Annotated in this window: 21 protein-coding genes; 15 read left to right on the top strand and 6 right to left on the bottom strand. The window is 45.5% G+C overall.

The window, feature by feature from the left end; translation table 11 throughout:
- Positions 1-174 precede the first annotated feature (174 nt).
- Positions 175-978, top strand: coding sequence for a methyltransferase domain-containing protein (locus THICY_RS08535; protein WP_013836210.1), 804 nt, complete (start codon positions 175-177; stop codon positions 976-978).
- Positions 975-1,949, top strand: coding sequence for a DNA/RNA non-specific endonuclease (locus THICY_RS08530; protein ID WP_083816666.1), 975 nt, complete (start codon positions 975-977; stop codon positions 1,947-1,949). Before THICY_RS08535 ends, THICY_RS08530 begins: the two co-directional genes overlap by 4 nt.
- A 30-nt stretch (positions 1,950-1,979) precedes the next feature.
- On the opposite strand, the gene THICY_RS08525 is transcribed toward THICY_RS08530, so the two are convergent.
- The 3 genes from THICY_RS08525 to THICY_RS08515 form a co-directional block, all read right to left on the bottom strand.
- Positions 1,980-4,193 carry a TonB-dependent receptor gene (locus THICY_RS08525; RefSeq protein ID WP_013836208.1) on the bottom strand — a complete coding sequence of 738 codons (2,214 nt, stop codon included), beginning with the start codon at positions 4,191-4,193 and terminating at the stop codon, positions 1,980-1,982.
- A 35-nt stretch (positions 4,194-4,228) separates the two neighbouring features.
- On the bottom strand, positions 4,229-6,343 hold the full coding sequence (locus THICY_RS08520) for a TonB-dependent receptor plug domain-containing protein (RefSeq protein WP_013836207.1): 2,115 nt from the start codon (positions 6,341-6,343) through the stop codon (positions 4,229-4,231).
- Between the two features lie 92 nt (positions 6,344-6,435).
- Complete coding sequence (locus tag THICY_RS08515; protein ID WP_013836206.1) at positions 6,436-6,855, bottom strand: hypothetical protein; 420 nt, start codon at positions 6,853-6,855, stop codon at positions 6,436-6,438.
- A gap of 69 nt (positions 6,856-6,924) precedes the next feature.
- Here THICY_RS08515 and THICY_RS08510 point away from each other — a divergent pair, with 69 nt between their 5' ends.
- Positions 6,925-8,076 carry a murein transglycosylase domain-containing protein gene (locus THICY_RS08510; protein WP_013836205.1) on the top strand — a complete coding sequence of 384 codons (1,152 nt, stop codon included), beginning with the start codon at positions 6,925-6,927 and terminating at the stop codon, positions 8,074-8,076.
- Here the strand turns inward: THICY_RS08510 and THICY_RS08505 are convergent.
- Positions 8,073-8,606, bottom strand: a complete 534-nt coding sequence (locus THICY_RS08505; RefSeq protein ID WP_013836204.1) for an NADPH-dependent FMN reductase — start codon at positions 8,604-8,606, stop codon at positions 8,073-8,075. The genes THICY_RS08510 and THICY_RS08505 overlap by 4 nt on opposite strands.
- Positions 8,607-8,643: 37 nt before the next feature.
- Entirely contained in the window at positions 8,644-9,339 is a 696-nt protein-coding gene (locus THICY_RS08500) for a pirin family protein (RefSeq protein WP_013836203.1), read from the bottom strand.
- A gap of 100 nt (positions 9,340-9,439) precedes the next feature.
- Here THICY_RS08500 and THICY_RS08495 point away from each other — a divergent pair, with 100 nt between their 5' ends.
- The 12 genes from THICY_RS08495 to THICY_RS08440 all read left to right on the top strand — a co-directional run bounded on the left by THICY_RS08495 (position 9,440) and on the right by THICY_RS08440 (position 22,788).
- Positions 9,440-10,348 carry a LysR family transcriptional regulator gene (locus THICY_RS08495; protein WP_013836202.1) on the top strand — a complete coding sequence of 303 codons (909 nt, stop codon included), beginning with the start codon at positions 9,440-9,442 and terminating at the stop codon, positions 10,346-10,348.
- Between the two features lie 82 nt (positions 10,349-10,430).
- Positions 10,431-11,165 (top strand): carboxy-S-adenosyl-L-methionine synthase CmoA, encoded by a 735-nt coding sequence (gene cmoA, locus THICY_RS08490; protein ID WP_013836201.1) that lies wholly within the window; start codon positions 10,431-10,433, stop codon positions 11,163-11,165.
- Between the two features lie 8 nt (positions 11,166-11,173).
- On the top strand, positions 11,174-12,178 hold the full coding sequence (cmoB, locus tag THICY_RS08485; RefSeq protein ID WP_013836200.1) for a tRNA 5-methoxyuridine(34)/uridine 5-oxyacetic acid(34) synthase CmoB: 1,005 nt from the start codon (positions 11,174-11,176) through the stop codon (positions 12,176-12,178).
- An 85-nt stretch (positions 12,179-12,263) separates the two neighbouring features.
- Complete coding sequence (locus THICY_RS08480; protein WP_013836199.1) at positions 12,264-13,232, top strand: AAA family ATPase; 969 nt, start codon at positions 12,264-12,266, stop codon at positions 13,230-13,232.
- 1 nt (position 13,233) lies between these two features.
- The gene (locus THICY_RS08475; protein ID WP_013836198.1) at positions 13,234-14,157 is read left to right on the top strand and encodes a DUF58 domain-containing protein; all 924 of its coding nucleotides are present in this window, start codon (positions 13,234-13,236) and stop codon (positions 14,155-14,157) included.
- Positions 14,154-14,642 carry a DUF4381 domain-containing protein gene (locus THICY_RS08470; protein WP_013836197.1) on the top strand — a complete coding sequence of 163 codons (489 nt, stop codon included), beginning with the start codon at positions 14,154-14,156 and terminating at the stop codon, positions 14,640-14,642. The genes THICY_RS08475 and THICY_RS08470 overlap by 4 nt, the downstream gene beginning before the upstream one ends.
- Positions 14,639-15,673, top strand: coding sequence for a VWA domain-containing protein (locus THICY_RS08465; RefSeq protein ID WP_013836196.1), 1,035 nt, complete (start codon positions 14,639-14,641; stop codon positions 15,671-15,673). Before THICY_RS08470 ends, THICY_RS08465 begins: the two co-directional genes overlap by 4 nt.
- A complete protein-coding gene (locus THICY_RS08460) occupies positions 15,666-17,612 on the top strand; it encodes a VWA domain-containing protein (RefSeq protein ID WP_013836195.1) in 1,947 nt (648 codons plus the stop codon). The genes THICY_RS08465 and THICY_RS08460 overlap by 8 nt, the downstream gene beginning before the upstream one ends.
- Positions 17,606-19,222 carry a BatD family protein gene (locus THICY_RS08455; protein ID WP_013836194.1) on the top strand — a complete coding sequence of 539 codons (1,617 nt, stop codon included), beginning with the start codon at positions 17,606-17,608 and terminating at the stop codon, positions 19,220-19,222. Before THICY_RS08460 ends, THICY_RS08455 begins: the two co-directional genes overlap by 7 nt.
- A 132-nt stretch (positions 19,223-19,354) precedes the next feature.
- A complete protein-coding gene (locus tag THICY_RS08450; protein WP_013836193.1) occupies positions 19,355-20,017 on the top strand; it encodes an ABC transporter ATP-binding protein in 663 nt (220 codons plus the stop codon).
- A gap of 83 nt (positions 20,018-20,100) precedes the next feature.
- Positions 20,101-21,135: a Fe(3+) ABC transporter substrate-binding protein gene (locus THICY_RS08445; RefSeq protein WP_013836192.1), complete on the top strand. Its 1,035-nt coding sequence runs from the start codon at positions 20,101-20,103 to the stop codon at positions 21,133-21,135.
- 30 nt (positions 21,136-21,165) lie between these two features.
- Positions 21,166-22,788: an ABC transporter permease gene (locus THICY_RS08440; RefSeq protein ID WP_013836191.1), complete on the top strand. Its 1,623-nt coding sequence runs from the start codon at positions 21,166-21,168 to the stop codon at positions 22,786-22,788.
- A gap of 6 nt (positions 22,789-22,794) precedes the next feature.
- Here the strand turns inward: THICY_RS08440 and THICY_RS08435 are convergent, their stop codons facing one another.
- Positions 22,795-23,316 carry a Sua5/YciO/YrdC/YwlC family protein gene (locus tag THICY_RS08435; RefSeq protein WP_013836190.1) on the bottom strand — a complete coding sequence of 174 codons (522 nt, stop codon included), beginning with the start codon at positions 23,314-23,316 and terminating at the stop codon, positions 22,795-22,797.
- Positions 23,317-23,343 lie beyond the last annotated feature (27 nt).

Here is a 23,343-nt window from a genome sequence, read left to right as displayed (position 1 = left end):
AAAACAGCCTTAACCTGTGGATAAGTCTATCGCAAACCCTGTGGATAAGTTTTTTAAAAAACTCGCAAATTATTGAAATATATAACAAATAACCGTGTATAAAATTTTTATTAAATAATTTTAATCGCCTCTATCTCAAATCCTTATAACCTTAAATAGTTGACCTATTCCAACATGAGCAAGCCCCTAAAAGACCGCAATTTCGACCCGCTTATTACCAAATTTGAGCAAAAAGTCTATGGCACAGTAAAAGGTTCATGGCGCTTACAGTGCTTACAAGAGGATTTAGCAGGCCTGCAACAACAACCCCCTTTGCAGATTTGGGATGCCGGTTGTGGTTTAGGTCAAATATCGGCTTGGTTTGCTAAAGCAGGACACCATGTCACCTTAAGTGATTTATCCAAAAAAATGGTTCAGCGTGCCTCTGAAGACTTTGCTGAGCAGAACCTGTCCGCGGAATTTTTAGTTAGCTCGGTACAAAAACTAGCACCTCAGTTACCCCAATTTGATTTGGTACTATTCCATGCGGTTTTAGAATGGCTCGCAGAACCTGAAGCCACTTTTAAACAAGTGATGGCAAAAGTGAAGCCCAACGGTTATTTATCGGTGTTGTTTTATAATCGCAATGCGATTGTGTACACCAATGTGTTAAAAGGCAGTTGGCGTTGGCAACATATTTTGGATGACGGCTACATTGGCAAGGGTAAAAAACTGACACCGCCGCATCCGCATTATCCAGAAACCGTTAAAGAATGGCTGACACAAGCAGGTTTTGAGTGTCAGGTTCAAACTGGTATCCGCGTGTTCCATGATTACTTAACCCATGAGGTCTTAGCCAACAGCGATCAAGCCGAGCTGATGGCCCTAGAAGCGCGATTTTGTCGGCAACCCACCTACCGAGACATGGGCCGTTACATTCATGTTTTGGCTTATAAATCACAAAACTCCACCGATCCTGATGAAGAAATGACCAAATGAGTCCAAGAACGAGCCCAAAAACAGGTTCCAGTAAAGCGCCCACAAAACGTGCCCCAGCGAAACGACGCGCACCGAGCCGCGCTGCCAGCAACCCTTTTAAAGCGCGGCGCAATAAACGATCTTGGCTGAAAGCAGGTCTGCTTATGCTCGTCATAGCTGGCTGGTATAGCTATGAGCATTATATTGCCCGCCCGGCGATGGTGTTTGCTGGCGTACCCGTGCATCAGGATTGGCAAACCCAATGGACCAAACGCATTATCCGCAACGATGCTTTTATGGTTGGTTATTCTGACTGGTTGGGCAATCCTTTATGGGTCAGTTATCAGGTACTGCCGCGCCCAGATAATGCCGCTAATTTACCCAGACCTAGTCGCTTTGAAAGTGATTGGCGTAGCCTGCGTTGTTTAACCTTTGTTGCTTGTATTACCCATGACGACTACACAGGATCAGGTTATGATCGCGGCCATTTAGCCCCGAATCATGTCATTGCTACTCGTTATGGCGCGCAAGCACAACAGCAAACCTTTTTAATGACCAACATTTCACCACAACGCCCAGACTTAAATCGTCGCACCTGGCAACGGATTGAAGCCTTAGCCGCCAATCAATTTTCGCAAGCTCACGGACCATTCTGGGTAGTCACCGGACCTATTTTTAGTGACAAACCAAATTTTTTACCCAGTTCGGCCAAGCGCATTGCGATTCCGGACAGCTTTTATAAAATCTTTATTCAACCGGGTGAAACAGCCGATCAACCGCCCAAGGTGTTGGCGTTTATTGTGCCGCAAAATGTGAAGGGGGATGAGGATCTACGCACACTGGTGGTGACGGTTCGAGAGATTGAACAACGCACTGGTCTGAATTTCTTTCACCAGCTGGATGATGGGGTCGAAAATTATATTGAGACTTTGATCGATAAAGATAGCTGGGGATTAACCCAGCGTTTAGCGAATCAGCGCGCCCGTTTCTGAGCGCGCTGGTTAACCTAAAACAACGCTAACTTAAAAGCTTAACCGCGCCGATACTGCGACATTGCGACCTAGGTCTTGCGCAAAACCTTTGTAGGTATTGAGGTAGTCGCGGTAGGCGGTATCAAACAGGTTATCAACGCGAGCCGTAACCTGCCAGGTTTGGCCTTTCACGCGCCAATCGGTTTGATAAGCAAGGTGCCAAACACTATACGCATCGGTGGAAGCTACCCCAATTGACTCATCATCAAACTGACCAAAAGGCTCAAAATCACCAGGTGATTTTCTCGCCGCTACGGCTTTAACCCCGAAACGCACTTGTGCCGATTCTTGCCAACTCAACTGCGTAAAGTGATATTGCAACTCAACCAAGGCATTATTAGCAGGAATTAAGGCTAAATCACGGCTATTGTCGCGATCACGCCCCGAAATTAGCTCAAGATTGGCATAAGTATGCCAATTGGCTGACCAGGCCTGCTGCCATTCCATTTCCAAACCTTGAATCACCCCGTTGGTTTGTTTTGCTTGCATTTCACGAATACAGCCGTGGTCTGACGGGTTCGTACAAATCTTATAGTGCTCTTCTTTATCGCGGAAGCGACCGGTATTCGCTAAATAGATATAATTATCGATGTGCTTTTGATAAACCGTCACTTGCCACTGACTGGGTTGGGTTTGATAACGCAAACTCAAATCAATATTGAGTGCGCGTTCCGCTTTTAAATTGGGATCACCAATTTGAACGGCATTAACCCCACTGTGACTACCACCAGCATACAGCTCATACAAACTGGGCGCACGATAGCCTTGCGATAGATTAGCCGCTACCGCCCAAGCTGGCGCAATACGATAGGTCACGCCGGCCGCAAGACTGGTATTGGCAAAAGTTTGTTGATTATTACTGCCATCAAACACCTCAAGATCGTCAATGAAATGTTCATTATCATGGCTCAAATTCGCCGTTAACCGCTGCACATCGTGACGCGCCCCCAGTTGCCATAACCAACGCCCCATATCCGCTTCTTCAAACAGATAAAAACTGTGACCTTCTTCACGACCACTCGGCGATAATTCGCCACTCACCAGGCGTTGATTTTTCCGCATCAGCTCAATACCGAATTCACCTTCCCAAGGACCGATTTTAGGATGCTGAACCACCAAATTGATATCATGGCGCTGATTACGTAAATCCAAATCATCGTGATCATGCCCATGATGACTGTGACCATGATGATTACCAAAATCTTCAAAACGGGTGTCATGGCTTTCTTGCAAACGATTGTCGGTATAGGTATAGCTGGGTTTCAACAACCAGTTATGGGCTAGATCAATCTCGGCACCCAACTGCCATTGATGCTGGGTTTTAATATGACCGGCTGGCTCGGCTTCATATTCCTCATCGCCATGATCGTCATGGTCTTCATGCACAGCTAAAATATTTTGCTTCGACTGCCAATAACGATAACGGGTTTCGAGTTGCCCCCAAGACTGACGATTGGCTAAACCCAGCGTAAAAGCGGTGTTTTCATGATTGGTAAAAGGCGTGCTACCTACAATCAGTGGTCGATCGCTAGGATCGCCATCCGGATCGTTAACGGCTGTTTTGCCGCGCGGTGTCACAATATCACCCGCTTTACGACCCACAACGCCCAGCTGCAATGACCAGTTTTCGATACTAAATGCCCCTTGCGCGCCTAACAGCGCACCGCGTGGGTTAGAACTCAGACCGGCATCGAACTGTGCCGATTGTTGCGTTTCACCCGCAGGGGCAAACACAAATCGAGGTGCGACTAGGTTTACCGCACCACCTAAGGCACTACCGCCAAACAATACGCCTTGCGGGCCGCGAATCACTTCAATACGTTCGGCAAAGAAGCTCTCAACTGGTGGGGTATGTTGCACACCATAATTTTGAAAATCCTGCACCGCGCCATTCACGAGTACTTTGACCCGCTCGCCGGATAAACCGCGAACTACCGGTTTACCTGTAGCCGCCCCCGTACCCTGATTATTAACCCCAGGTAAACGCTCTAGGCTCGCGCCCAAATTGACTCGATCCATTAAACGTAACTCATCATCACTGAGCACACTAATTTGGGTGGGTAGTTCAAATGCGGTATGACCATGCACCGGTGAACCGGTTACGACGACCGTCGCCAAATGGCTGTCGGCATCAGCCCAGACCAAGACCGATTGTTGGGCAACGAGCACGCCTGCTAAAGCAAGGTAGAGTTTACGACGTTTCATTTGTTCACTCCTTTTATGGTTATATTAAAACGCGGTTAAAACTGCCATTCAGCACTCAAACGCAGATTGCGGCCGGCATCGAGTGTGGTTACCTCTTCACCACTGACAACATCTCGCACAGTGGCATGATCGGCATAACGGGTATCGAAAATGTTTTCTAATGCCGCGGTCAGTCGCAAAGCTTGTTTGGCCACCGCAGCGGGTTGCCATTGCACCTGCAGATCATGGGTGATGTAGCCGGGTTTTTCTGGCCGACCTGGTCGAACATCGCGCAGTTTTTCTACCCCTGTAAAGGTATAGCCTAAGGCGAGATTGTCCTGCGCTTGCCACAGGCCATTTAATACCAGCTTGTCACCGACGGAGCTACCGACTCGTGCTGACGCACCGGTGGTATCGGCTGGCAAACCATCATAGCCACGTAATTTGTTGTGACTATAAGCCGCTTCCATCAACACGCGGTTTAAACCCCAATGGCCACGCAACTCATAGCCTTCGCTATAGATATGATGCTTGAATGGCAACTCACCCGGACCGAGTCTTGGGTCCTGAGCGTTTCTAAAAAATGTTGTGGGTCTATTTGGACCCTCACCACTTGTTCGCCAGTAATCTTTAATTTCAGTGCGATAAAACGTTAATTCCAAGCCCGCATGGTCATTGCTCGTGAATAGGTCATCGCTATGCCAGCGCACCCCAGCTTCCTGCAACATAGCGCGTTCCGGCTTAATTTTGCCGTTTTTGCCTAACTCAAATGAGACCGGAAGGCCCTGAAAGGTTTGTCCTGGGCGCGGGTATTTCGACAACCAATAGGCTTGGTTTAATCGTGAACCGCGTAATGACTCACCGTAACCGGCAAAGAGGGTGACCTGTTGCTGACCGGTTAGCACATCCCACTCACCACTCAAATTAGGTGACCAACCATCGCCAGCATTGCGATATTGATTGTCTAAACGGCTGTAGTAGCTGTCATAACGCAAACCACCACTTAAGCGTACCGGGCCATAACTCATCCGATCTTGCAAATACACGCCATGATTAAGCGCAAACTCACTGCGCGCATCACCGGTTGTGCGATTACGGTAGCGGTTTTCATCGCGAAAATAGTCGCTGCCATAGGTCAGCGCATGCTGGCTGGCACCCAAACTAAAACGACTGGTGTTAAACAGATTCATGCCATAGGATTCGGTTAAAGCTAGTTCATTTTCCGCACGAATAATATTGAGACCGTTTTCACTGTGGTACAGGGTGACTTGTAGGTCTATACGGTCATCATTCGGATTGTAGCCATAGTTAATCGCCTGGCGCTGCTCATAGATGCGTTGGTTGTCACTGGCGCGCGAGCCACCACTCAGCTGATTAGAAGCATCCGGAAAATTGGCTCGAAACTGACCACCCAAATCCTCGCTGGCTTGCGCGCTGATGCGCAGACTATGGTCATTACGATCCAGCATACTGAGTTTTAACAAGTAGTTGTTATGGGAACCCGCCGTCGAAGGCACGGTTTCACCACCACCGGCACGCAAATCGCTGTTTTGGGTACGACGCATATAGGCTAACAAACCCGTGTAGTCATCCAATTGACCATAGACCGAGGTGGTTAGGCCGCCTAGGTCACGTGCCGATTCGTACTGCCCGCCAACTCGTGCACCGATGCGCTCACCTGGGCGCAACCAGTCCTGCGCATCAACGGTTTCAAATTGCACACTGCCACCTAAGGCACCTGGGCCAGCATCAGCAGGGGCGGAACCACTAAACACCCGCACTTGCTTATACAGGGCCGGATCAATTTGTAATCGACCTTGATGATGAAATAGATTCGCACCCTGTCGTGCACCATCAATTTGAATATTGAGGTTTAAATCCTCGACACCGCGTAGCACAATTTTTTGGCCATTACGGGTTGCGCCACTCACCACACGAATAGCGGGATCAAGACGAAATAAATCATTGAGCGTTTTGGCTTGATAAAGCTCCGCGCTAGCCAAATCGACATCCCGCTCAAAAGTATTGATAGGGGCATCGCGATTGACTTGAATAGTCGGCAAGCTGTTTTTTTCAGTATGTTGGTGGTCGTTATTAGCCATGACCAGTCCAGGGCTGGCTGTCATTAGCGTGGTAACCGCAAGGGTTAGACGTTTTAAATACGTGTTCATAATGTTCCTTAATGTAATGCACAGCCACAAGCACTAACCCTTAACACTCAAATGAGTGCTAAGGTGTGCTAGAGCAAAATTTAAAAATGCAATTAAATTAAGGAGACGGGCGGGGCGCGGCCCCAAAAATTAGGATAGAAACCGGGTGAATAGACCTGCACCCAGGTTGGTAAATCAATCGCCGAGGCTAAGTGAATCACTTGAGGTGCCGGGTTATTACATTTGGCTATAAAGTGCGCCGAAGCGAGATCATAGAGCTCGCATAACCAGGTTTCTAACGCATAGTGAAACCCAGACATCTCATGACGGTGGTGATCCGTATGCTGCTCGAGCTGCTGACTCGATGAGTGGTGAAAATGATGGCCGTGATGGCTCTGATGACCCCATTCAGAGTGATGATTTTCATCATGCAAATGGGCATGAAAAGGGTGTGCGACATCGTGTATCAGCGCCAGGTTTGGCACACTGATAAAACTAAAAATTAATGACCATACCAAAAAAAGTCTTTTCATCACCTTATTATACTAAAGCTGTCAAGTCTTTCTGGTCCCTGGGCGCTAATATTTGGCATAATGTTTCTCATGAAACGTCGTCAATTTATTAAACACTTTTCACGCTTAGGTTGGTTATCGGCAGCAGGTCTGGTGGTCACTGGCTGTAGCCCAAATGAAGTACGCCAATCCATTCAAGTGGGGCGCAATTTATCCGAAGGACGCATTGATCAGGCTATCGCAAGTCAAATACCGGTTTCGGGAGTGCCTGAAATTGATCGGCTGGTACGCAATCAATTGCAAGAACTGGCCAGTTTTTTAGCCCGTAAGTGGGGGGATGAGAAAACCGCTAGCCCGCAAGAATTTGTTAAGTACAGTAATGATTTTGAAACACGGGCCATTGTCAATTTTGAAACCCGCTTGGTTCGGGTAGAAAGTCTGAGTGAGGATCGAGCGCTGTTGCAACGAGCGATTGTAACCACTCTATTGACCCCGGATAGACCCGACCAGGTGGATTTACTCACCGACCAACCGATTCAAGGCGGTGGTCAGCCGTTCTTGTATCGGTTGGTTCGTGATCATCAGGGCCAGTTCGTTCAATTTGAATGGCGGGCGACGCAATATGCGCAACATTTAGTGACTAACCAACGTCAAACGCTAAACAGCCGTGGACAACCGCGTCGCTACTTTGTTGAGTTTGCTCTTTCAGATCAACTCGATCGTCAACAACAAACCAAGTTTGCCGATTCTGTGCGTCGTTACAGTCGCACCTATAGTATCCGCCCCGATTTGATCTATGCGATTATGGAAGCAGAAAGCAGCTTTAACCCCTACGCTATGAGCCATATTCCAGCCTATGGTTTAATGCAAATTGTTCCGACCACAGCGGGGCGTGATGCCCACGAATTAATTTACAAACGCCCCGGCACACCAACCCGTAACTACCTATTTGTTCCTGATAATAATATTCAGATGGGTGTAGGGTATTTATCGATTTTGGATACCCGTTATTTGGTCAGAGTTAATAATCCGCAGAGTCGAGAATATTGTGTGATAGCCGGCTATAACACCGGATCGGGAAATGTATTACGCACGTTTGACAATGACCGCAGTCGCGCCTTTGAGCAAATTAATCGTATGCAACCGCAGCAGGTTTACCAACATTTGGTGCGCCATTTACCTTTTGCTGAAACTCGGCGCTATATGCAAAAGGTCACCGAGTTTCAGCGCAAATATGTTTAGCTGGCAAGCTTCGCTAAGGCTTCCATTTGCTGTTTGATCAGATCACGTGAAGCCGAATCCACTAATTCGCCCTGTTCGGTGATTTTCTCACCACTTAGCCCGACCATGATTTCTGGTCCATTCAATACTTTCGCATCCGCATAAATAAACATTTGACGTAAATGATATTGGGCACGTGCGCCACCAAAGATACCTGGGCTAGAGCTCATAATCGCAATCGGCTTTTGCTTAAAGGGCGCATCAGGATAAATCGACAACCAGTCAATATAGTTTTTTAATGCCGCACTAATTGAATAGTTATACTCGGGCGTGGCTAAAATCAAGGCATCTGCGGCTTTTGCTTGCGCCGCTAACTGATTTACCAGATCCGGAAAACCATTAGCCAGGTCATCCGGGTTAAGCATGGGCAGGGCGTTTAGGGTCACCAAATCCATATTAACACCTTCTGGCAAGAGCTCTTGGGTCGCGCGTAATAACGCAGTGTTCGTTGAAGCGGCACGAAGACTGCCGCTAATGCCTACAAATTTCATCGCTTGCTCCTAAATAGTATGTTTTAAAGTAAAAGTTTTAAACTAAATCAAATAACAAAAATTCACTGGCATCTTGCGCGGTAATCACAAGCTGCGATTCATCCTCAACAATTAGGGCATCCCCCGTTTGGATAGCTTTACCGTTTACGACGAGTGCGCCTCGAACAGTTTGTAGCCAAACGCCACGACCGGGTCGAATATCAAAATTTAACGCATCGCCTTTTGTTAGCTCAGCTCGGTAAAGGTCAACATCCTGGTTAATAAATACCGCGCCATCTCTCGGCTGTTGACTAGCCAATAAAGTTAGCTGACCGGATAGCGCTTGGTCATAACGAATCTGCTGGTAACTCGGTTTTATGTTTTTTTCCGCCGGGACTAACCAGATTTGATACAGATGGGTAGTGTCTTTATCATCTGGATTAAATTCACTATGAGTTATACCCGTTCCGGCACTCATACATTGAATTTCGCCGTGAGTAATTTGTTCTTGGTTACCCATGCTGTCCCGGTGCGCTAAACGACCCTCGATCACATAAGTGATAATTTCCATGTTGTCGTGAGGATGGGTTGGAAATCCAGAATTAGGCGCAACCCAGTCCTCGTTCATGACGCGCAAGCTTCTAAAATTCATGTGCTTGCGATCAAAATAGCTGCCAAACGAAAAGGTGTGATAAGACTTCAACCAATCTTGTTCAACATAACCCCTATCGCTCGAGTATCTTATTTGTAACATGATTATACCCTCCTGTATAACTTTTGTATTAGTTTATATCTTTCTTTTTTTGCGGTAAATAGCTAAAATAGCAAAATACATTTTCCATACGAGAATAATAATGGCTCAACGACACGACAGTTTGGAAGGCTTAAGCATTTTTGTACAGGTTATTGAATCAGGTAGCTTTAGTGGTGCCGCCAATGAACTTGGTCACGCAGTCTCACATATTAGCAAAAGCATTTCTCGCCTTGAAGCGCGGTTAGGCGTTAGGCTCATTCAACGTACTACGCGCAGTTTGCGCTTAACTGAGGCAGGCAAAACCTATTATGAAAAAGCGCGTCAAATTGTTAACGAGGCACGAGATGCCGAATTAAGCCTTACCCAGCATAATTTAAAACCTAGTGGTCGATTAAAAATCAGTTTACCCAATAGTTTTGGTCAATCCCATCTTCAACCGCTCATTACACAGTTTGCTCTTAGTTACCCCGATATCCAGTTACAGATCGACTTCTCTAGTCGTTTAGTTGACTTGGTTGGTGAAGGCTATGACTTGGCGATTAGGATGGGGCAACTTAAAGATTCAAATATGATTAGTCGCAAATTGCTTGATTATGGTTTTTACACCGTAGCGACTCCAGAGTTTCTAGCCAGACATGGTACGCCTCAGCACCCCCACGATTTAAAAGACTGCCCGTCAATCAAATACACTTACAATCAAGTGCCATTAACCTGGGATTATATTAATGAAGCCGGTAAAAAGTTTCACGTGGAACCAAAACACCGGGTCGAGTGTAATAATATGCCGATGCAAAAAACACTGGTCATGGCAAATATCGGTATTGCTAGATTACCCAGTTTTAGCTGTTTAGAGGAAATAGCACAAGGCCATCTCGTGCGACTGCTAAAGAATTATGAAACGCCAAAACAATCCGCAACTTTGGTATATCCCAACAAACAACATCTAAACACAAGTGTCCGTCATTTTATTGAAATGACAATGGACTATTTTCAATCCCAGAAAGACTAGCTAAGCAGGCCTGCATAGTGCTAGACCCAAATGACATCGCTAACTATAATAAGCAGATCTAATTTTTAAACAAGTAATCCCAATGACTCACTATCAGAAAGACACGCTATTCTCACAACCCCAAACCGAGCAGAAGGCATTTCGGTTTGATGAACAAGTAGCATCCGTCTTTCCCGATATGATTGAGCGCTCCGTACCAAGTTATCAGGAAACTCTAAAAGGAATCACTGAGTTGACCAAGCACTTTGCACAGGCAAATAGTCAGCTCTATGATCTTGGGTGCTCATTAGGGGCGGCAACTCTCGCCATGCGACGAGCCGTAGAAGACAAACCTTGTCAAATCATTGCTGTGGACAATTCACCGGCCATGCTCGCTAAAGCGCAAGATTATCTGTCAAACTATCACTCAAATCACCAGGTTAAATTTATAGAAGGGGATATGCTAGCTACCCCTATTAATAATGCCAGCGTGGTGGTGTTAAATTTTACCTTGCAGTTTATAAGTCCAAACCAACGCCATAGCATGCTATCTCGAATCTATGATGGACTTAACCCTGGTGGGCTATTAATAATGTCCGAAAAACTGGTAAACACACAACCAGGGATCCAAACCATCATTGATGAAATGCACCTCCAATTTAAGCGTGATAACGGATACTCAGAACTAGAAATTAGTCAAAAACGCGCTTCATTAGAAAATGTGCTGATCAGCGATAGTCGAGAAATCCATTTAGAAAGACTAAGAAAAATAGGGTTTCGGGAATGCGATACTTGGCTACAATACTTTCAATTCGCCTCTTTTATTGCAATTAAATAACTAACGGGATGTTCCACGTGAAACAACACCTTAATAGTTTGTGGCCATTACTCAAGAATACCCGCCTAGAACCCTGGCTAGAAGAATTACCATTACTAATCGACCAAGCGTTAGAACCCGATGCGAATGGAAATTTAAATCGCTGGCTAACCGCATTAGCCATCATTGAAAAACTACCAAAAGCCGATCAGGCAAAACTTAACACTACAAAAATACAACTTAATTATGCTCAAGAGCAAGAGTTAGATTGGCCTGAAGTCGAACATGCCTTCCGCGGCTTAATGCCATGGCGCAAAGGACCTTACCACATAGGTCCGATAAATATAGACACAGAATGGCGATCAGATCTCAAGTGGGATCGTCTAAAGCCACATTTAGGCAGTCTTGAGGGTTTAAAATGCCTAGATGTCGGTTGTGGAAGTGGTTATCACCTTTGGCGAATGCTAGGGGAACAATCCAAGCTAGTAATCGGTATAGACCCAAGCTTGCTTTTTATGGCGCAGTTCAGTGCTATAAAACAGCTTTACCCAAATTCCAATATTGCCCCCATTCATTTCTTACCACTGCCACTGGAAAAACTGCCTGTATCAAAATTTGGTGGCGATTTTGATCGGGTTTTCTCCATGGGCGTCTTGTACCATCGGCGATCTCCCATAGATCATATTTACGAACTGAAAAGACAAATCAAAAAGAATGGTCAATTAATTCTAGAAACCCTTGTCATACCGGAGGGCTTTGGCCGAGTTCTAGTGCCTGAAGACCGCTATGCACAAATGCGCAATGTCTGGTTCTTACCCAGTGTTAATGAACTCATTCATTGGATAAAACGCTGTGGATTTGTAGATGTCAGCTGTGTTGATATCAATCAGACCTCAACAGAAGAACAACGAAGTACGGATTGGATGCAATGGCAGTCCTTAGCAGACTTCCTTGATCCAAGCGATCCAAATAAAACAATAGAGGGTTATCCGGCACCACTAAGAGCGATTATTATGGCAAGAAATCCTAATTAGATCAGACTGTAAGATAGTTTCATATTTGCTAATTGCAATTAAAAATATGCCCGTCATAATGGATGTTAAAAATAAGAGAAACCTTATGTCAACGAATCTTTTAGAACAATTCCAACAGCTTCAGCAACAACTAAACGCTAAAATCATTGGCCAGCCACAGCTTATTGAGCGGTTACTCATCACCCTTCTTGCTAAGGGTCATCTTTTGGTTGAAGGTCCACCCGGTTTAGCAAAAACCAAAGCCGTGAAAACCCTAGCTGACATGATAGAAGGGGAGTTTCACCGGATTCAATTTACACCGGATCTATTGCCGGCAGACATTACCGGTACCGATATTTATCGAGCTGAAACTCATCAATTTGAATTCCAACCTGGTCCGATATTCCATAACATTATTTTGGCCGATGAAATCAATCGAGCACCGGCAAAGGTACAGTCCGCATTGCTAGAAGCCATGGGTGAGGGACAGGTCAGTGTTGGACAACAAAGCTTTGCAATGAAGCAATTATTTATGGTTATGGCCACCCAAAACCCAATTGAGCAAGAAGGCACCTACCCATTACCGGAGGCACAATTAGATCGATTCTTGATGCAGGTTAAAATTGACTATCCGCAACGCGAAAGCGAACGACAGATTCTTGACCTGGTTGAAGATGAAGCCCGTCATGGCGGAAATTCAACCGACGTAATTGAGTTAGGTGAAACGGCCATATTTGAAGCGCGCCAGGTTATTCTGGGGTTACACATGGCTGAATCCGTAAAGGACTATATTGTCGAACTTGTCATGGCAACTCGCCAGCCACATAAGTATTCAGCGGAACTGGCCAAAAAAATTAGTTATGGTGTCAGCCCACGAGCCACCATCGCGCTGTCGGCTTGTGCTCGAGCCCAGGCCTGGTTACATGGACAAGACTTTGTGAGTCCACAAAATGTACAAGCTGTTATCCATGATGTGTTCCGCCATCGTTTACTACTCAGTTATGATGCCGAAGCTGATGGCATTAGTGTTGAACAATGTATTGATGAGATCTTAGAGTGGGTCACGGTTGTCTAAAATGCTTGCGAATTATGATCCCAGTTTGTCTAGTGAAGTTGCCGACCTGATTAAATGGCGGTTTCACGTGAAACACTTAAAATTAGGGCATCATCAAACGGTCATTGCTATCAACGGCGGGCAACACGCGACACCCCGTAAGGGGCGAGGAATGGAGTTTAACGAAGTTAGACCCTACCAAATGGGTGATGATCTGCGCCATATTGATTGGAAAATTAGCGCCAGAACTCAAAAAACCCACACTAAACTCTACAGCGAAGAACACGAACGTCCGGTTATCTTTATCGTCGAGCAAAGTCCTGGGCTTCTATTTGCCAGCAAGGGGCAGTTCAAGACTGTGCTAGCACTTAACGCCTGTGCGCAATTGGGCTGGGCCGCACTTAACCAGGGTGATCGTGTTGGGGGCTGTATTGTAGGCGGTGATCGACAAATCTGGTTTCAACCCAAACGTCAGACCAAACCCTTTAATGGTTTATTACAAGAGGGCACACGACAGCAACATAACATAACCCGTCCAGGACAAACTCGTCCAGAAGCCTGGGATATGGCATTAGAACGTGTTAATAACCTCGCACATCCTGCCAGCCGGATTATTCTAATAGGCGACCTTTTTAGCTTAAATGATAAAGCATGGCGTCATCTAAGTGAGCTTGCCCGCCATTGTGCCGTTGGCGGACTTCATCTGACCGATCCTTTAGAGCAGCAGTTACCTGTAGCAGGCCTGCTCAATTTGTTTGATGGTAATGGCGAAGTTCAACTTGATGCACGCACAAAACAATCGCGTGACGCCTATCACCGCTACTATGAACAAAACTGGCAAAGCCTAAAAAATAAGTTTCGTGGCATCAACGCCGGCTTAACCGCTTTATCGACCCATGAAGCCAGTTTAAATCAATTACTAAAGGCAGGGTGGTTGCGAAAATGAATCTAAATCAACCACAAGAAGTAATCAATCCCTTGGTTGAACAACTTCACGATATCCTGCTTCCTGATCCAATAGGTTGGTGGCCGTTAGCAGCCAGCGTTTGGGCATTAATCATTATTGCGCTAGGTTTAATAATTGGGCTTTCTGCCTATTTTTGGCACAGATATCAACAACATAGCTATAAAAGAACAGCCATTAGGGACATAAAATCTCTCGCTGATCAGCCGGACGACACACAGTTATTACAGCAACTGAATGCAACCTTAAAGCAGGTCGCCATCACCACTTATGGACGCCATCAAGTAGCCCCATTAACTGACCAGGCCTGGTTAACTTTTTTAAACGAGAAAGCACAATTTATTCCGCAACCTGAAAATATTAATCAATTAATGGCTTACTATGGCTTAAAAACACCATTAACACCGATGCAACGCCAACGTCTAATCCAATACACTCAGCAATGGATTAAGGAGCACCATCTATGAGTGAGTTGGTAAACATTTTTGAAGCATTTCATTTTTTATGGCCAGCGCTGATATTATTAGCACCTATGCCGTGGATTATTCGTCGTTTTCTTAAGACAGCGGCACAAGAACAACAACCCCTAGTTGCTCCTTCAATGGCACAGCGACTGCGTCACTTTGTCTCACCCAATCAACAACTCGTCGATACAAATCAACGTTCGGCAACACATCTACTTCCCATTCACCTTCTTTTTATTGTTATTTGGATCCTAGTATTATTAGCAGCGATGCGCCCGGTCTGGTATATCACTCCCGCACCATTTGAGGCCAGTGGTCGCGATATGATGCTATCAGTCGATATATCGCCAACCATGCTGCGAGAAGATATGACTTGGCAAGGTCAACGGGTTGACCGTTTAGTAGCATTAAAACGAGTGATGGACGAATTTATCGAGCAACGCCAAGGTGATCGAATGGGGTTAATTGTGTTCTCGACAGAAGCACACCTAGTGAGCCCACTCACCTATGACCTGCAAGCCATTAAACAATTAATGATGGAATCTGAAGTCGGCATGGCTGGTAACACCACCTCAATTGGCGATTCGATTGGCTTAGCGATTAAACACCTAGCCGAACAAGAAAATGATCGCGCTGTGTTAGTACTCTTAACCGACGGCGCCAATAATGACGGTTATTTGGATCCCATTGAAGCGGCTGAAAAAGCCGCTGAAAAGGGATTAATTATTCACACCATTGCATTTGGTAATATCGATACCTCTCGAGGTCGACCCATTAGTAGCGCCTTTGATATTGACCTTGAAGCTTTAGAAATCATTTCAGGTCTCACCGGTGGTCGCAGCTTTGCAGCGGGGGATGCACAAACCCTACGGGACATATATCGCACCATTAACCAAATAGAAGCCAACACCTTTGAACTGAATCATTATCGCGCTCGCCATGAATTGTTTATCTGGCCACTGGCCCTGGCGCTGCTAGTAAGTTGGTTATATGCCGGTTATCGTCTGGTTAGACCAGAGGTTGGTCATGTTTAGTGAATTGATATTTATCCGCCCCTGGTGGCTATTAGCGCTAATACCTAGTTTTATTCTATGGTTACTCTTTTATCGACGTATTCGCCAAACCTCCGACTGGCAAACCATTATTGAGCCAAAATTCCAACCTTGGCTATTGGGTACGCAACAACAAATCAAAAAAACCTTGCCTATCAGCTTAATTGGCTTATTAATTATATGGCTGACCGGGGTAATCGCACTAGCTGGACCAAGTTGGCAAACACAAACTGCCCCGGCACAACCCAATGCTTCGGGTAGCATTATTGTTTTGGATTTATCAGCATCCATGTATGCCGATGATTTGAATCCAAATCGTATTACTCGAGCGCAATTTAAACTAACCGACTTCATACGCCAGAACCCAGAACTACAACTTGGGCTGTTGGCTTATGCTGGCACCCCACATATTATTACGCCACTATCACAAGATGCGACGACCTTATTAAACCTGTTACCGCATCTAACACCCAGCATAATGCCACGACCAGGGGCTGATGCTGTCGCCGCATTTGAACTGGCCAGCGAGATGCTTAACCAAATACAACTTAGCCATCGCCATATTATTTGGCTAACTGATGACATTGAAAGCGATGAAATAAACCCGATTGTGCAACTCATCACTCGCCAGAATATTCAGTTAAGCATTATGAGTGTTGGTACCCAGCAGGGCGGGGTAATTCATCATCCTCGTCTTGGTTTATTAAAAGATAATCAGGATCAACTGATCATTGCACCAGTACCCGAAACCCGTCTTGCACAGGTCGCTCAACAAACCGGTGGGCGTTATGTGCGATTACGTCTTGATGATCAAGACTTAAGCAGTCTATTGCCACAAAGCCTACCATCTGGCCGATCAACAGCCGCCCAATCAACTCAACAGGTACAACACCCGGTGGATTTTGGCGTTTACTTTATTATCCTGTTATTGTTATTGGCCATGTTTGCCATTCGACGTGGCTGGTTGATGAATTTTACCAGCGTGGCACTTATGATCAGCTTGCTCAGTGTGAATAGCTTGCAGCCCGTTTGGGCTGAAAACCCAACCAACGAGCAGCCTTCACCAAACTGGTTACAACGCTTGGCACCCCTATTTATGACCGGCGATCAGCGCGGTTACCAGGCCTGGTTAGAACAAGACTACCTTGCTGCCGAACGTGAGTTTAACGACCCTAATTGGCATGCCGCTAGCTTATATCGCATTGGGGGTTACCAACGTGCCGCGGAACTCTTTGCACAAGATCCCAGTGCTCAGGGTCAATATAACTTGGGCAATAGCCTAGCTTTAGCCGGTCAACTGGAAGAAGCCATCACAGCCTATGATCGAGCACTTAAACTAAAACCTGACTTTAGCCAAGCACAAGAAAATCGCAACCTTGTACAACAACTGCTTGACCAACAACCTGAAGCGCAGGACCAAGCTAATATTCCTATTCCCAGCCAAAATGATAACGAAGGTGAAGATGATGGCGGCGGGGGTCAAGCCAGCTCAGATGACAATCAAAATAACCAAGATGAATCACAAGCCGATGAAAACGCTAACCAAGAAGGCGATTCAAACAATGAATCTGCAAACGGGCAGAATGATGAAACAGACACCCGTGGCGATGGCACCGGTCGACCTGAAGCTGCCGAGGAGCTTGATCCTGGTTTAATTCGCGACGAAGAACAAGCAACTGATGACACAGGCGAAGAAGCTGCCGATGAAGTCATTGACGAAGAAGGCGCCATTCCTGGCAATCAAACATTTGATCCTCAGTTGCGTGAACTTCGTGAACGTGATCAATCTAACCAGGCCTGGTTGAATCAAATTCAAGATAACCCAGGACGCTTTTTACAACGCAAATTTCAATATCAAATTCAACAAGAATCGCAAACATCGCGATCACGATCTCTGGATCAAGGGGGTAAAACATGGTAAAACAAGGACTCATATTACTGCTGAGCTGCCTGTTAATCCCTATGATCGCCAAGGCTAACTGGTCAGACCGAACGCTAACTACCGAATTAGAAGCCGCAATGGTAAATCAAGGGGAAGTTGTTAATTTAAAAGTTCTAGCCAACTTTCAGACCACCACGCGAGGACCCGATTTCTCGGTATTAATGGATGATTTTGAAATCCTAAGTCGCCAAGCCTCCAGTCAATTGCGGGTTATTAATGGCCAACCAACCGGCACCACAATGTGGGAAGTTGCGCTGATGCCAAGGCGAACCGGTGTTATTGATATACCGGCATTTCGAGTTGAAAACGTTGCCAGCGAGCCTCTAAGCATCGAAGTTTTAGAAACTCGTGCACCTGCTATCGACTATCGAGTTACCTTTATGACCGCCGAAGTATCGACAAAAACACCCTATGTACAACAAGAGGTGCTCTACACCTTACGGCTATATTATTTAGGTTCGCTGCGTCGTGGTTCCGTTGATATGCCGGCATTTAATAACTTCTTAAGTGAACGCCTAGTTAATCAAAACCAATTTGAAACCCTTGTTGATGATCGACTTTATCGAGTGATTGAGTGGGTCTATGCACTATACCCACAAAAAAGCGGTGAACTCACTATTACCCCAAAAAACTTTGAGGGCGCACTATTACGCCAACGTCAGGTTGAAGTATTTCAATCACAATCCAACCCTTTAACCCTTGATGTCAAACCAATACCTGATAGCTTTCCAAGCGACGCGACTTGGTTACCGGCACGTCAAATTCAACTAAAACAAGATTGGCAAATCACCGGTGCCTTTCATGTGGGTGACACGCTAAGTCGTAGAATCTCTTTAGAGGCGGTAGGCCTTCAAGCCAGCCAATTACCCGATCCCGTGTTTAAAGAACGGCCCGGTTTTCGCGTTTATGCCGATCCAATAGGCCAGAATCAGCACTCCGGTCAACACGGAATGAGTAGTAGCAAGCAACAGAACTTTACCGTAGTCTTTCAGGAAGCCGGTGATATAAACTTCGGCGGAATAACCCTACCTTGGTGGAATACCGAAACAGATAGCTTAGAAATAGCACGACTCAATGCTCGCAGTGTTACTGTACTGCCATCCTCATCCGAGGAACAACCCTTACCAGAATGGCAAGCCAACACAACTAGCACGACTGCAACTACAAATTACTATTGGCCAATCCTGTCAGCCATTTTTGCGACTTTATGGCTAGCAACACTTTTGCTTTGGTATCGACAACGACATCAACACAATCCGGTTAAAGCATCGGCGTCCGAGCTAGTTTACAAATTCTCAGCGGATTTAACCACACTAAAATCGCTCAATATCGCCCAGCAGAGTGAATGGCTAAAAAAATGGTGGCAGTTACAAGGCTACTCTCTAGCAAGCATGCCATATCAAGCACCGGCTCTCTATCGTGCATTACAAGATATTGAGGGGCAAAGATATCGTGTGAATTTACAAGATGAACAAGCACTTGAGCAAGCCAGTGAAACCCTCTATGCCGCGGTGGATTCTTGGTATCAAGACCATCCAAAAAGTGGTCATAAAGCCGCGAAAGAGCTGGCATTACTTTATCCAAATTAGCAGCAAATTAGGATATAGTTTTTATTAACGAAAAATGATTGGATCATAAAATAAATAAATGCTTTTAACTGTTGCAAGTTACTATCATTTAGCTTAAATTAGCAACATACATTTTTTATTAATGGCGAAATTATGCTAAAAATAAGTGATATTCAAGTTGTATACAATCAAACGCCCATTCTAGATCAATTTAATCTGGACATTGAAGCGGGTGAGATTGTTGGCATTCTTGGCCCAAGCGGTTGCGGTAAAAGTACTTTATTGCGTGCTATTGCTGGCTTCGTCGAATTGGCTAAGGGTGAAATTTGTCTTAATAACGCTTGTTTATGTAATTGCAAATGTTTTATGCCACCAGAAAAACGCGGTGTCGGAATGGTGTTTCAAGATAATTCATTATTCCCCCACCTAACCGTGGCTGGCAATATTGCGTTTGGCCTAACCAAACTGAACAAAACTGAGCGCCAAAACCGAGTCAATGAACTCTTAACCCTGATTCGTCTAGAAGGTATGGGTAATCGCTATCCTCATGAATTATCAGGCGGTCAGCAACAACGTGTTGCTCTGGCGCGTGCCTTAGCACCCAAACCTAGTTTGATTTTATTTGACGAGCCATTTTCAAGCCTAGACAAAGCCTTGAGCGAACACCTTGCCGTTGAAATTAGACAGCTTCTAAAACAACAAAAAACAGCCGCCATCTTGGTAACACATACTCAGCGCGAAGCCGAACTTATGTGTGATCGTTATGCCGGGCTTGAAGATGTTTACGCCAACAATTGGATTGAAACAGCCGCGTAAACAGCCTAAAAATCCCATCCAAAAAAACGCCGTCATCGGCGTTTTTTTAATTTACATCTAAGCTCACTTTGAAAGGACTGACAATGAGAAAACCTTGGCTAGTAGTAAAAACTGTTGTTATATCAATGAGTTTAATAACTTTAGCTGGCTGTAGTCGCGATGAAACTACCAGTGCTGAGGCTGTTGAACCTGTTGTCGTCTATAGTGCCCGTGCTGAGCATCTCATTCGTCCTTTATTTGAACGTTTTACTGAAGAAACAGGTATTCCCGTTCAATTCCAAACCGGTAATGCTAACGCGATGGTTGAACGACTTAAAGCCGAAGGACGTCAAACACCCGCTGACCTTCTTATGACCGTTGATGCCGGGAATCTTTGGTATGCCGCCGATCAAGATTTATTCCAGCCGCTTAATAGCGCTCTGGTTAATACTACGATTCCGGAGCACCTAAGAGATCCAAATGATTTATGGACTGGCCTATCCATTCGTGCCAGAACCTTTGTTTACCATAAAGATCGTGTAGACCCAGCAGAGTTAACCGACTATGCCAATTTAGCTGATCCAAAATGGCAAGGACGGTTATGCTTACGCTCATCAAGTTCTGTCTATACAAAATCGTTGCTAGCGAGCCTAATCGCACATCATGGTGAACAAGCTACCCAAGAGATTGTTCAAGGCTGGGTCAACAATTTAGCAGCCCGCCCCCATGCGCGCGATGCTAATGTGATGGATGCCATCCTTGCTGGCCAATGTGATGTTGGTCTTGTTAATACCTATTATTTTGGCCGCCTAGAAGCCGAAAACTTGGACACCCCTTTAGCCTTAGCCTGGGCGAATCAACAAACAACGGGTACCCATATTAATGTATCAGGTACTGGAATAACTAAACATGCCAAAAATCCAGGCGGCGCAAGACAACTCATCGAATGGTTAGTTAGCGAGCAAGCACAACAAATTTTTGGTGCATTAAACCGCGAATATCCGGCAAAACCCAATACCGAAATCGACCCACAAGTGGCCGCTTGGGGCGGTTTTATTCAAGACCAACTTAATCTTGCTGTGTTAGGACAACAACAACAAGCCGCCACAAAACTGGCAGACCGTATCGGTTATGATTAAGCAATCCACAACGACATTGTTTGGGCGGGAATGACTTTTCCTCGACCTTCAGCTTGGCAAATCGCATTTTGGGCACTGATACTGGTTATCAGCTTGCCCTTGTTGCGTATTTTGGCTAGTTGGTTTGAACCCAGTTCAGATATTTGGCTTCATCTCTATCAAACCCGTCTGAGCAACATCGTCAGCAATACTCTTTTGCTATTATTCGGTGTTGCAATCGGCGTGACACTGCTCGGTGTGGCATTGGCTTGGGTCGTAGCACTCTGCGAATTCCCAGGCCGAAAAATACTCGAATGGCTGCTGTTTTTACCCTTTGCGCTACCGGCCTATGTGATCGGATTTATTTATCTTGGGGTATTTGATTTTCCTGGACCTGTTCAAAGCTGGTTGCGCGAACAATTTGGCTGGGCTGGTTTAGATATTCGCGCCTATGGATTAACCTTGGTCATTGTGATGACACTGGTACTTTATCCCTATGTTTATATGTTGGCACGCACCGCATTTTATGCACAAAACAGTGCCTTAATAGAAAGCGCACGACTAATGGGAATGAATGCTTGGCAGGTTTTCTGGAAAGTTAGTTTACCCATGGCAAGGCCTGCTATTGCCGCCGGTGCTATGTTAGCCTTAATGGAAACCCTAGCCGACTTTGGTACTGTAACTCTTTATAACTACCATACCCTCACCAGTGCTGTGTTCAGTGTTTGGGAAAACTTCCGATCCCTACAGGTTGCAGCACAGTTATCAACACTATTATTGGTCATCGCTATTTTATTAATTTTTATTGAACGCTTTAGTCGTGGACGAGCACGCTATGATTCACGCCACCGCATTAGTTATCGACCCTATAAACTCACTGGAATGGCTGGTTGGTCGGTCACACTAATCATCAGCTTAGTGGTATTTTTAGCCTTTGTGTTACCGCTGATTCAATTAATAATTTGGGGATGGCAAGCCTATGCGGTTGAATGGGATGCACGCTATTTCAGCTGGATGGGAAATACCTTTACCCTAGCCGGAATTGCAGCATTCTTTACAGTGTCGCTCGCCATTCTATTAAACGCAGTACGCCGCCATACACGACTGTCTTTGGCCAGTAGAATAGGATTACGATTTGCCAATTTGGGTTATGCGTTACCCGGCTCGGTATTAGCCGTCGGTATTATGTTATTGATTATCGAACTGGGTGAGAAAATAGCCCCTGGTTATGGTATTTGGCTAAGCAGTGGCGTTTTAGCCTTACTGCTTGCCTATACGGTACGCTTTTTAGCGGTAGCTTACGGGCCGATTGAAAGTCATTTTGATACTATTACGCCATCTATGATTGAGGCGGCGCGCAGTTTGGGAGCCAATCAACAGCAACTGATCAGTCGAATTTACTTACCGATTCTAAAACCAGGCCTGGTGATCGCCGCCTTTATGGTTGCTGTTGATGTGATGAAAGAATTACCCGCAACCTACCTGTTGCGACCCTATGGCTGGGACACTCTTGCAATTAGAGTCTATGAGCTTAGTAGTGAAGGGCTTTATGATCAAGCGGCTTTGCCGGCGCTGATGCTACTAGTACTTGGCTTAATCGCCTTACTGGGTGTGGCGATCATCAACAAACATTATCAACCGACCCGCGCAAAAAATACTGATCCGTTTGCTTAAAGCAAATTAACGCAGCCGTGCTAATGTCTGCGCATCCCAAATTTCTGATGGCTGAGTTAAGCCACCTAATTCACCAGATATACAAGGTAAATCAGCACCAAAATAAGCGATAACTTCTGTTTCACTTCGTGCAGGCACAAACGCCGCCGGATTAGCCGATGTTGAAACTAACACACCATCCGGCATCGCTTGTGCCAGGGTTTTTACTAAAGGGTGATGAGAAACACGCACCGCAACACTTTGATGTTGACCGCTAATCCAGTTAGGACAGGATAGTGTTTTAGGTACCACCCAAGTAACCGCCCGTTGTGTGTCTGACCAGGCCTGCTGCAACTTGTCTGACCATTGCGGATTAAAAACATCAGCGAATTTCTTTAAAGCAGTCATATCTGCTGCAACTAAAATTAATCCCTTTTCAACTGGACGCTGTTTTAAACGCAATATTTCTAGCACGGCTTGCTCGTCTAGTGGATTACAACCTAATCCATAAACGGCTTCAGTAGGGTAAGCAAATACAGTAGGTAACAAAAGTAGGCCTTTAAACTTAAATTGTTG

Source organism: Thiomicrospira cyclica ALM1, from assembly GCF_000214825.1.
Taxonomy (GTDB): domain Bacteria; phylum Pseudomonadota; class Gammaproteobacteria; order Thiomicrospirales; family Thiomicrospiraceae; genus Thiomicrospira; species Thiomicrospira cyclica.
This window is presented reverse-complemented; position numbering and strand designations above follow the sequence as displayed.

Excerpts from the sequence above, each read along its gene's own strand:
- THICY_RS08535 (WP_013836210.1), top strand. The coding sequence starts at position 175 with ATGAGCAAGCCCCTAAAAGACCGCAATTTCGACCCGCTTATTACCAAA.
- THICY_RS08530 (WP_083816666.1), top strand. The coding sequence starts at position 975 with ATGAGTCCAAGAACGAGCCCAAAAACAGGTTCCAGTAAAGCGCCCACA.
- THICY_RS08525 (WP_013836208.1), bottom strand. The coding sequence starts at position 4,193 with ATGAAACGTCGTAAACTCTACCTTGCTTTAGCAGGCGTGCTCGTTGCC.
- THICY_RS08520 (WP_013836207.1), bottom strand. The coding sequence starts at position 6,343 with ATGAACACGTATTTAAAACGTCTAACCCTTGCGGTTACCACGCTAATG.
- THICY_RS08515 (WP_013836206.1), bottom strand. The coding sequence starts at position 6,855 with ATGAAAAGACTTTTTTTGGTATGGTCATTAATTTTTAGTTTTATCAGT.
- THICY_RS08510 (WP_013836205.1), top strand. The coding sequence starts at position 6,925 with ATGAAACGTCGTCAATTTATTAAACACTTTTCACGCTTAGGTTGGTTA.
- THICY_RS08505 (WP_013836204.1), bottom strand. The coding sequence starts at position 8,606 with ATGAAATTTGTAGGCATTAGCGGCAGTCTTCGTGCCGCTTCAACGAAC.
- THICY_RS08500 (WP_013836203.1), bottom strand. The coding sequence starts at position 9,339 with ATGTTACAAATAAGATACTCGAGCGATAGGGGTTATGTTGAACAAGAT.
- THICY_RS08495 (WP_013836202.1), top strand. The coding sequence starts at position 9,440 with ATGGCTCAACGACACGACAGTTTGGAAGGCTTAAGCATTTTTGTACAG.
- cmoA (WP_013836201.1), top strand. The coding sequence starts at position 10,431 with ATGACTCACTATCAGAAAGACACGCTATTCTCACAACCCCAAACCGAG.
- cmoB (WP_013836200.1), top strand. The coding sequence starts at position 11,174 with ATGTTCCACGTGAAACAACACCTTAATAGTTTGTGGCCATTACTCAAG.
- THICY_RS08480 (WP_013836199.1), top strand. The coding sequence starts at position 12,264 with ATGTCAACGAATCTTTTAGAACAATTCCAACAGCTTCAGCAACAACTA.
- THICY_RS08475 (WP_013836198.1), top strand. The coding sequence starts at position 13,234 with ATGCTTGCGAATTATGATCCCAGTTTGTCTAGTGAAGTTGCCGACCTG.
- THICY_RS08470 (WP_013836197.1), top strand. The coding sequence starts at position 14,154 with ATGAATCTAAATCAACCACAAGAAGTAATCAATCCCTTGGTTGAACAA.
- THICY_RS08465 (WP_013836196.1), top strand. The coding sequence starts at position 14,639 with ATGAGTGAGTTGGTAAACATTTTTGAAGCATTTCATTTTTTATGGCCA.
- THICY_RS08460 (WP_013836195.1), top strand. The coding sequence starts at position 15,666 with ATGTTTAGTGAATTGATATTTATCCGCCCCTGGTGGCTATTAGCGCTA.
- THICY_RS08455 (WP_013836194.1), top strand. The coding sequence starts at position 17,606 with ATGGTAAAACAAGGACTCATATTACTGCTGAGCTGCCTGTTAATCCCT.
- THICY_RS08450 (WP_013836193.1), top strand. The coding sequence starts at position 19,355 with ATGCTAAAAATAAGTGATATTCAAGTTGTATACAATCAAACGCCCATT.
- THICY_RS08445 (WP_013836192.1), top strand. The coding sequence starts at position 20,101 with ATGAGAAAACCTTGGCTAGTAGTAAAAACTGTTGTTATATCAATGAGT.
- THICY_RS08440 (WP_013836191.1), top strand. The coding sequence starts at position 21,166 with ATGACTTTTCCTCGACCTTCAGCTTGGCAAATCGCATTTTGGGCACTG.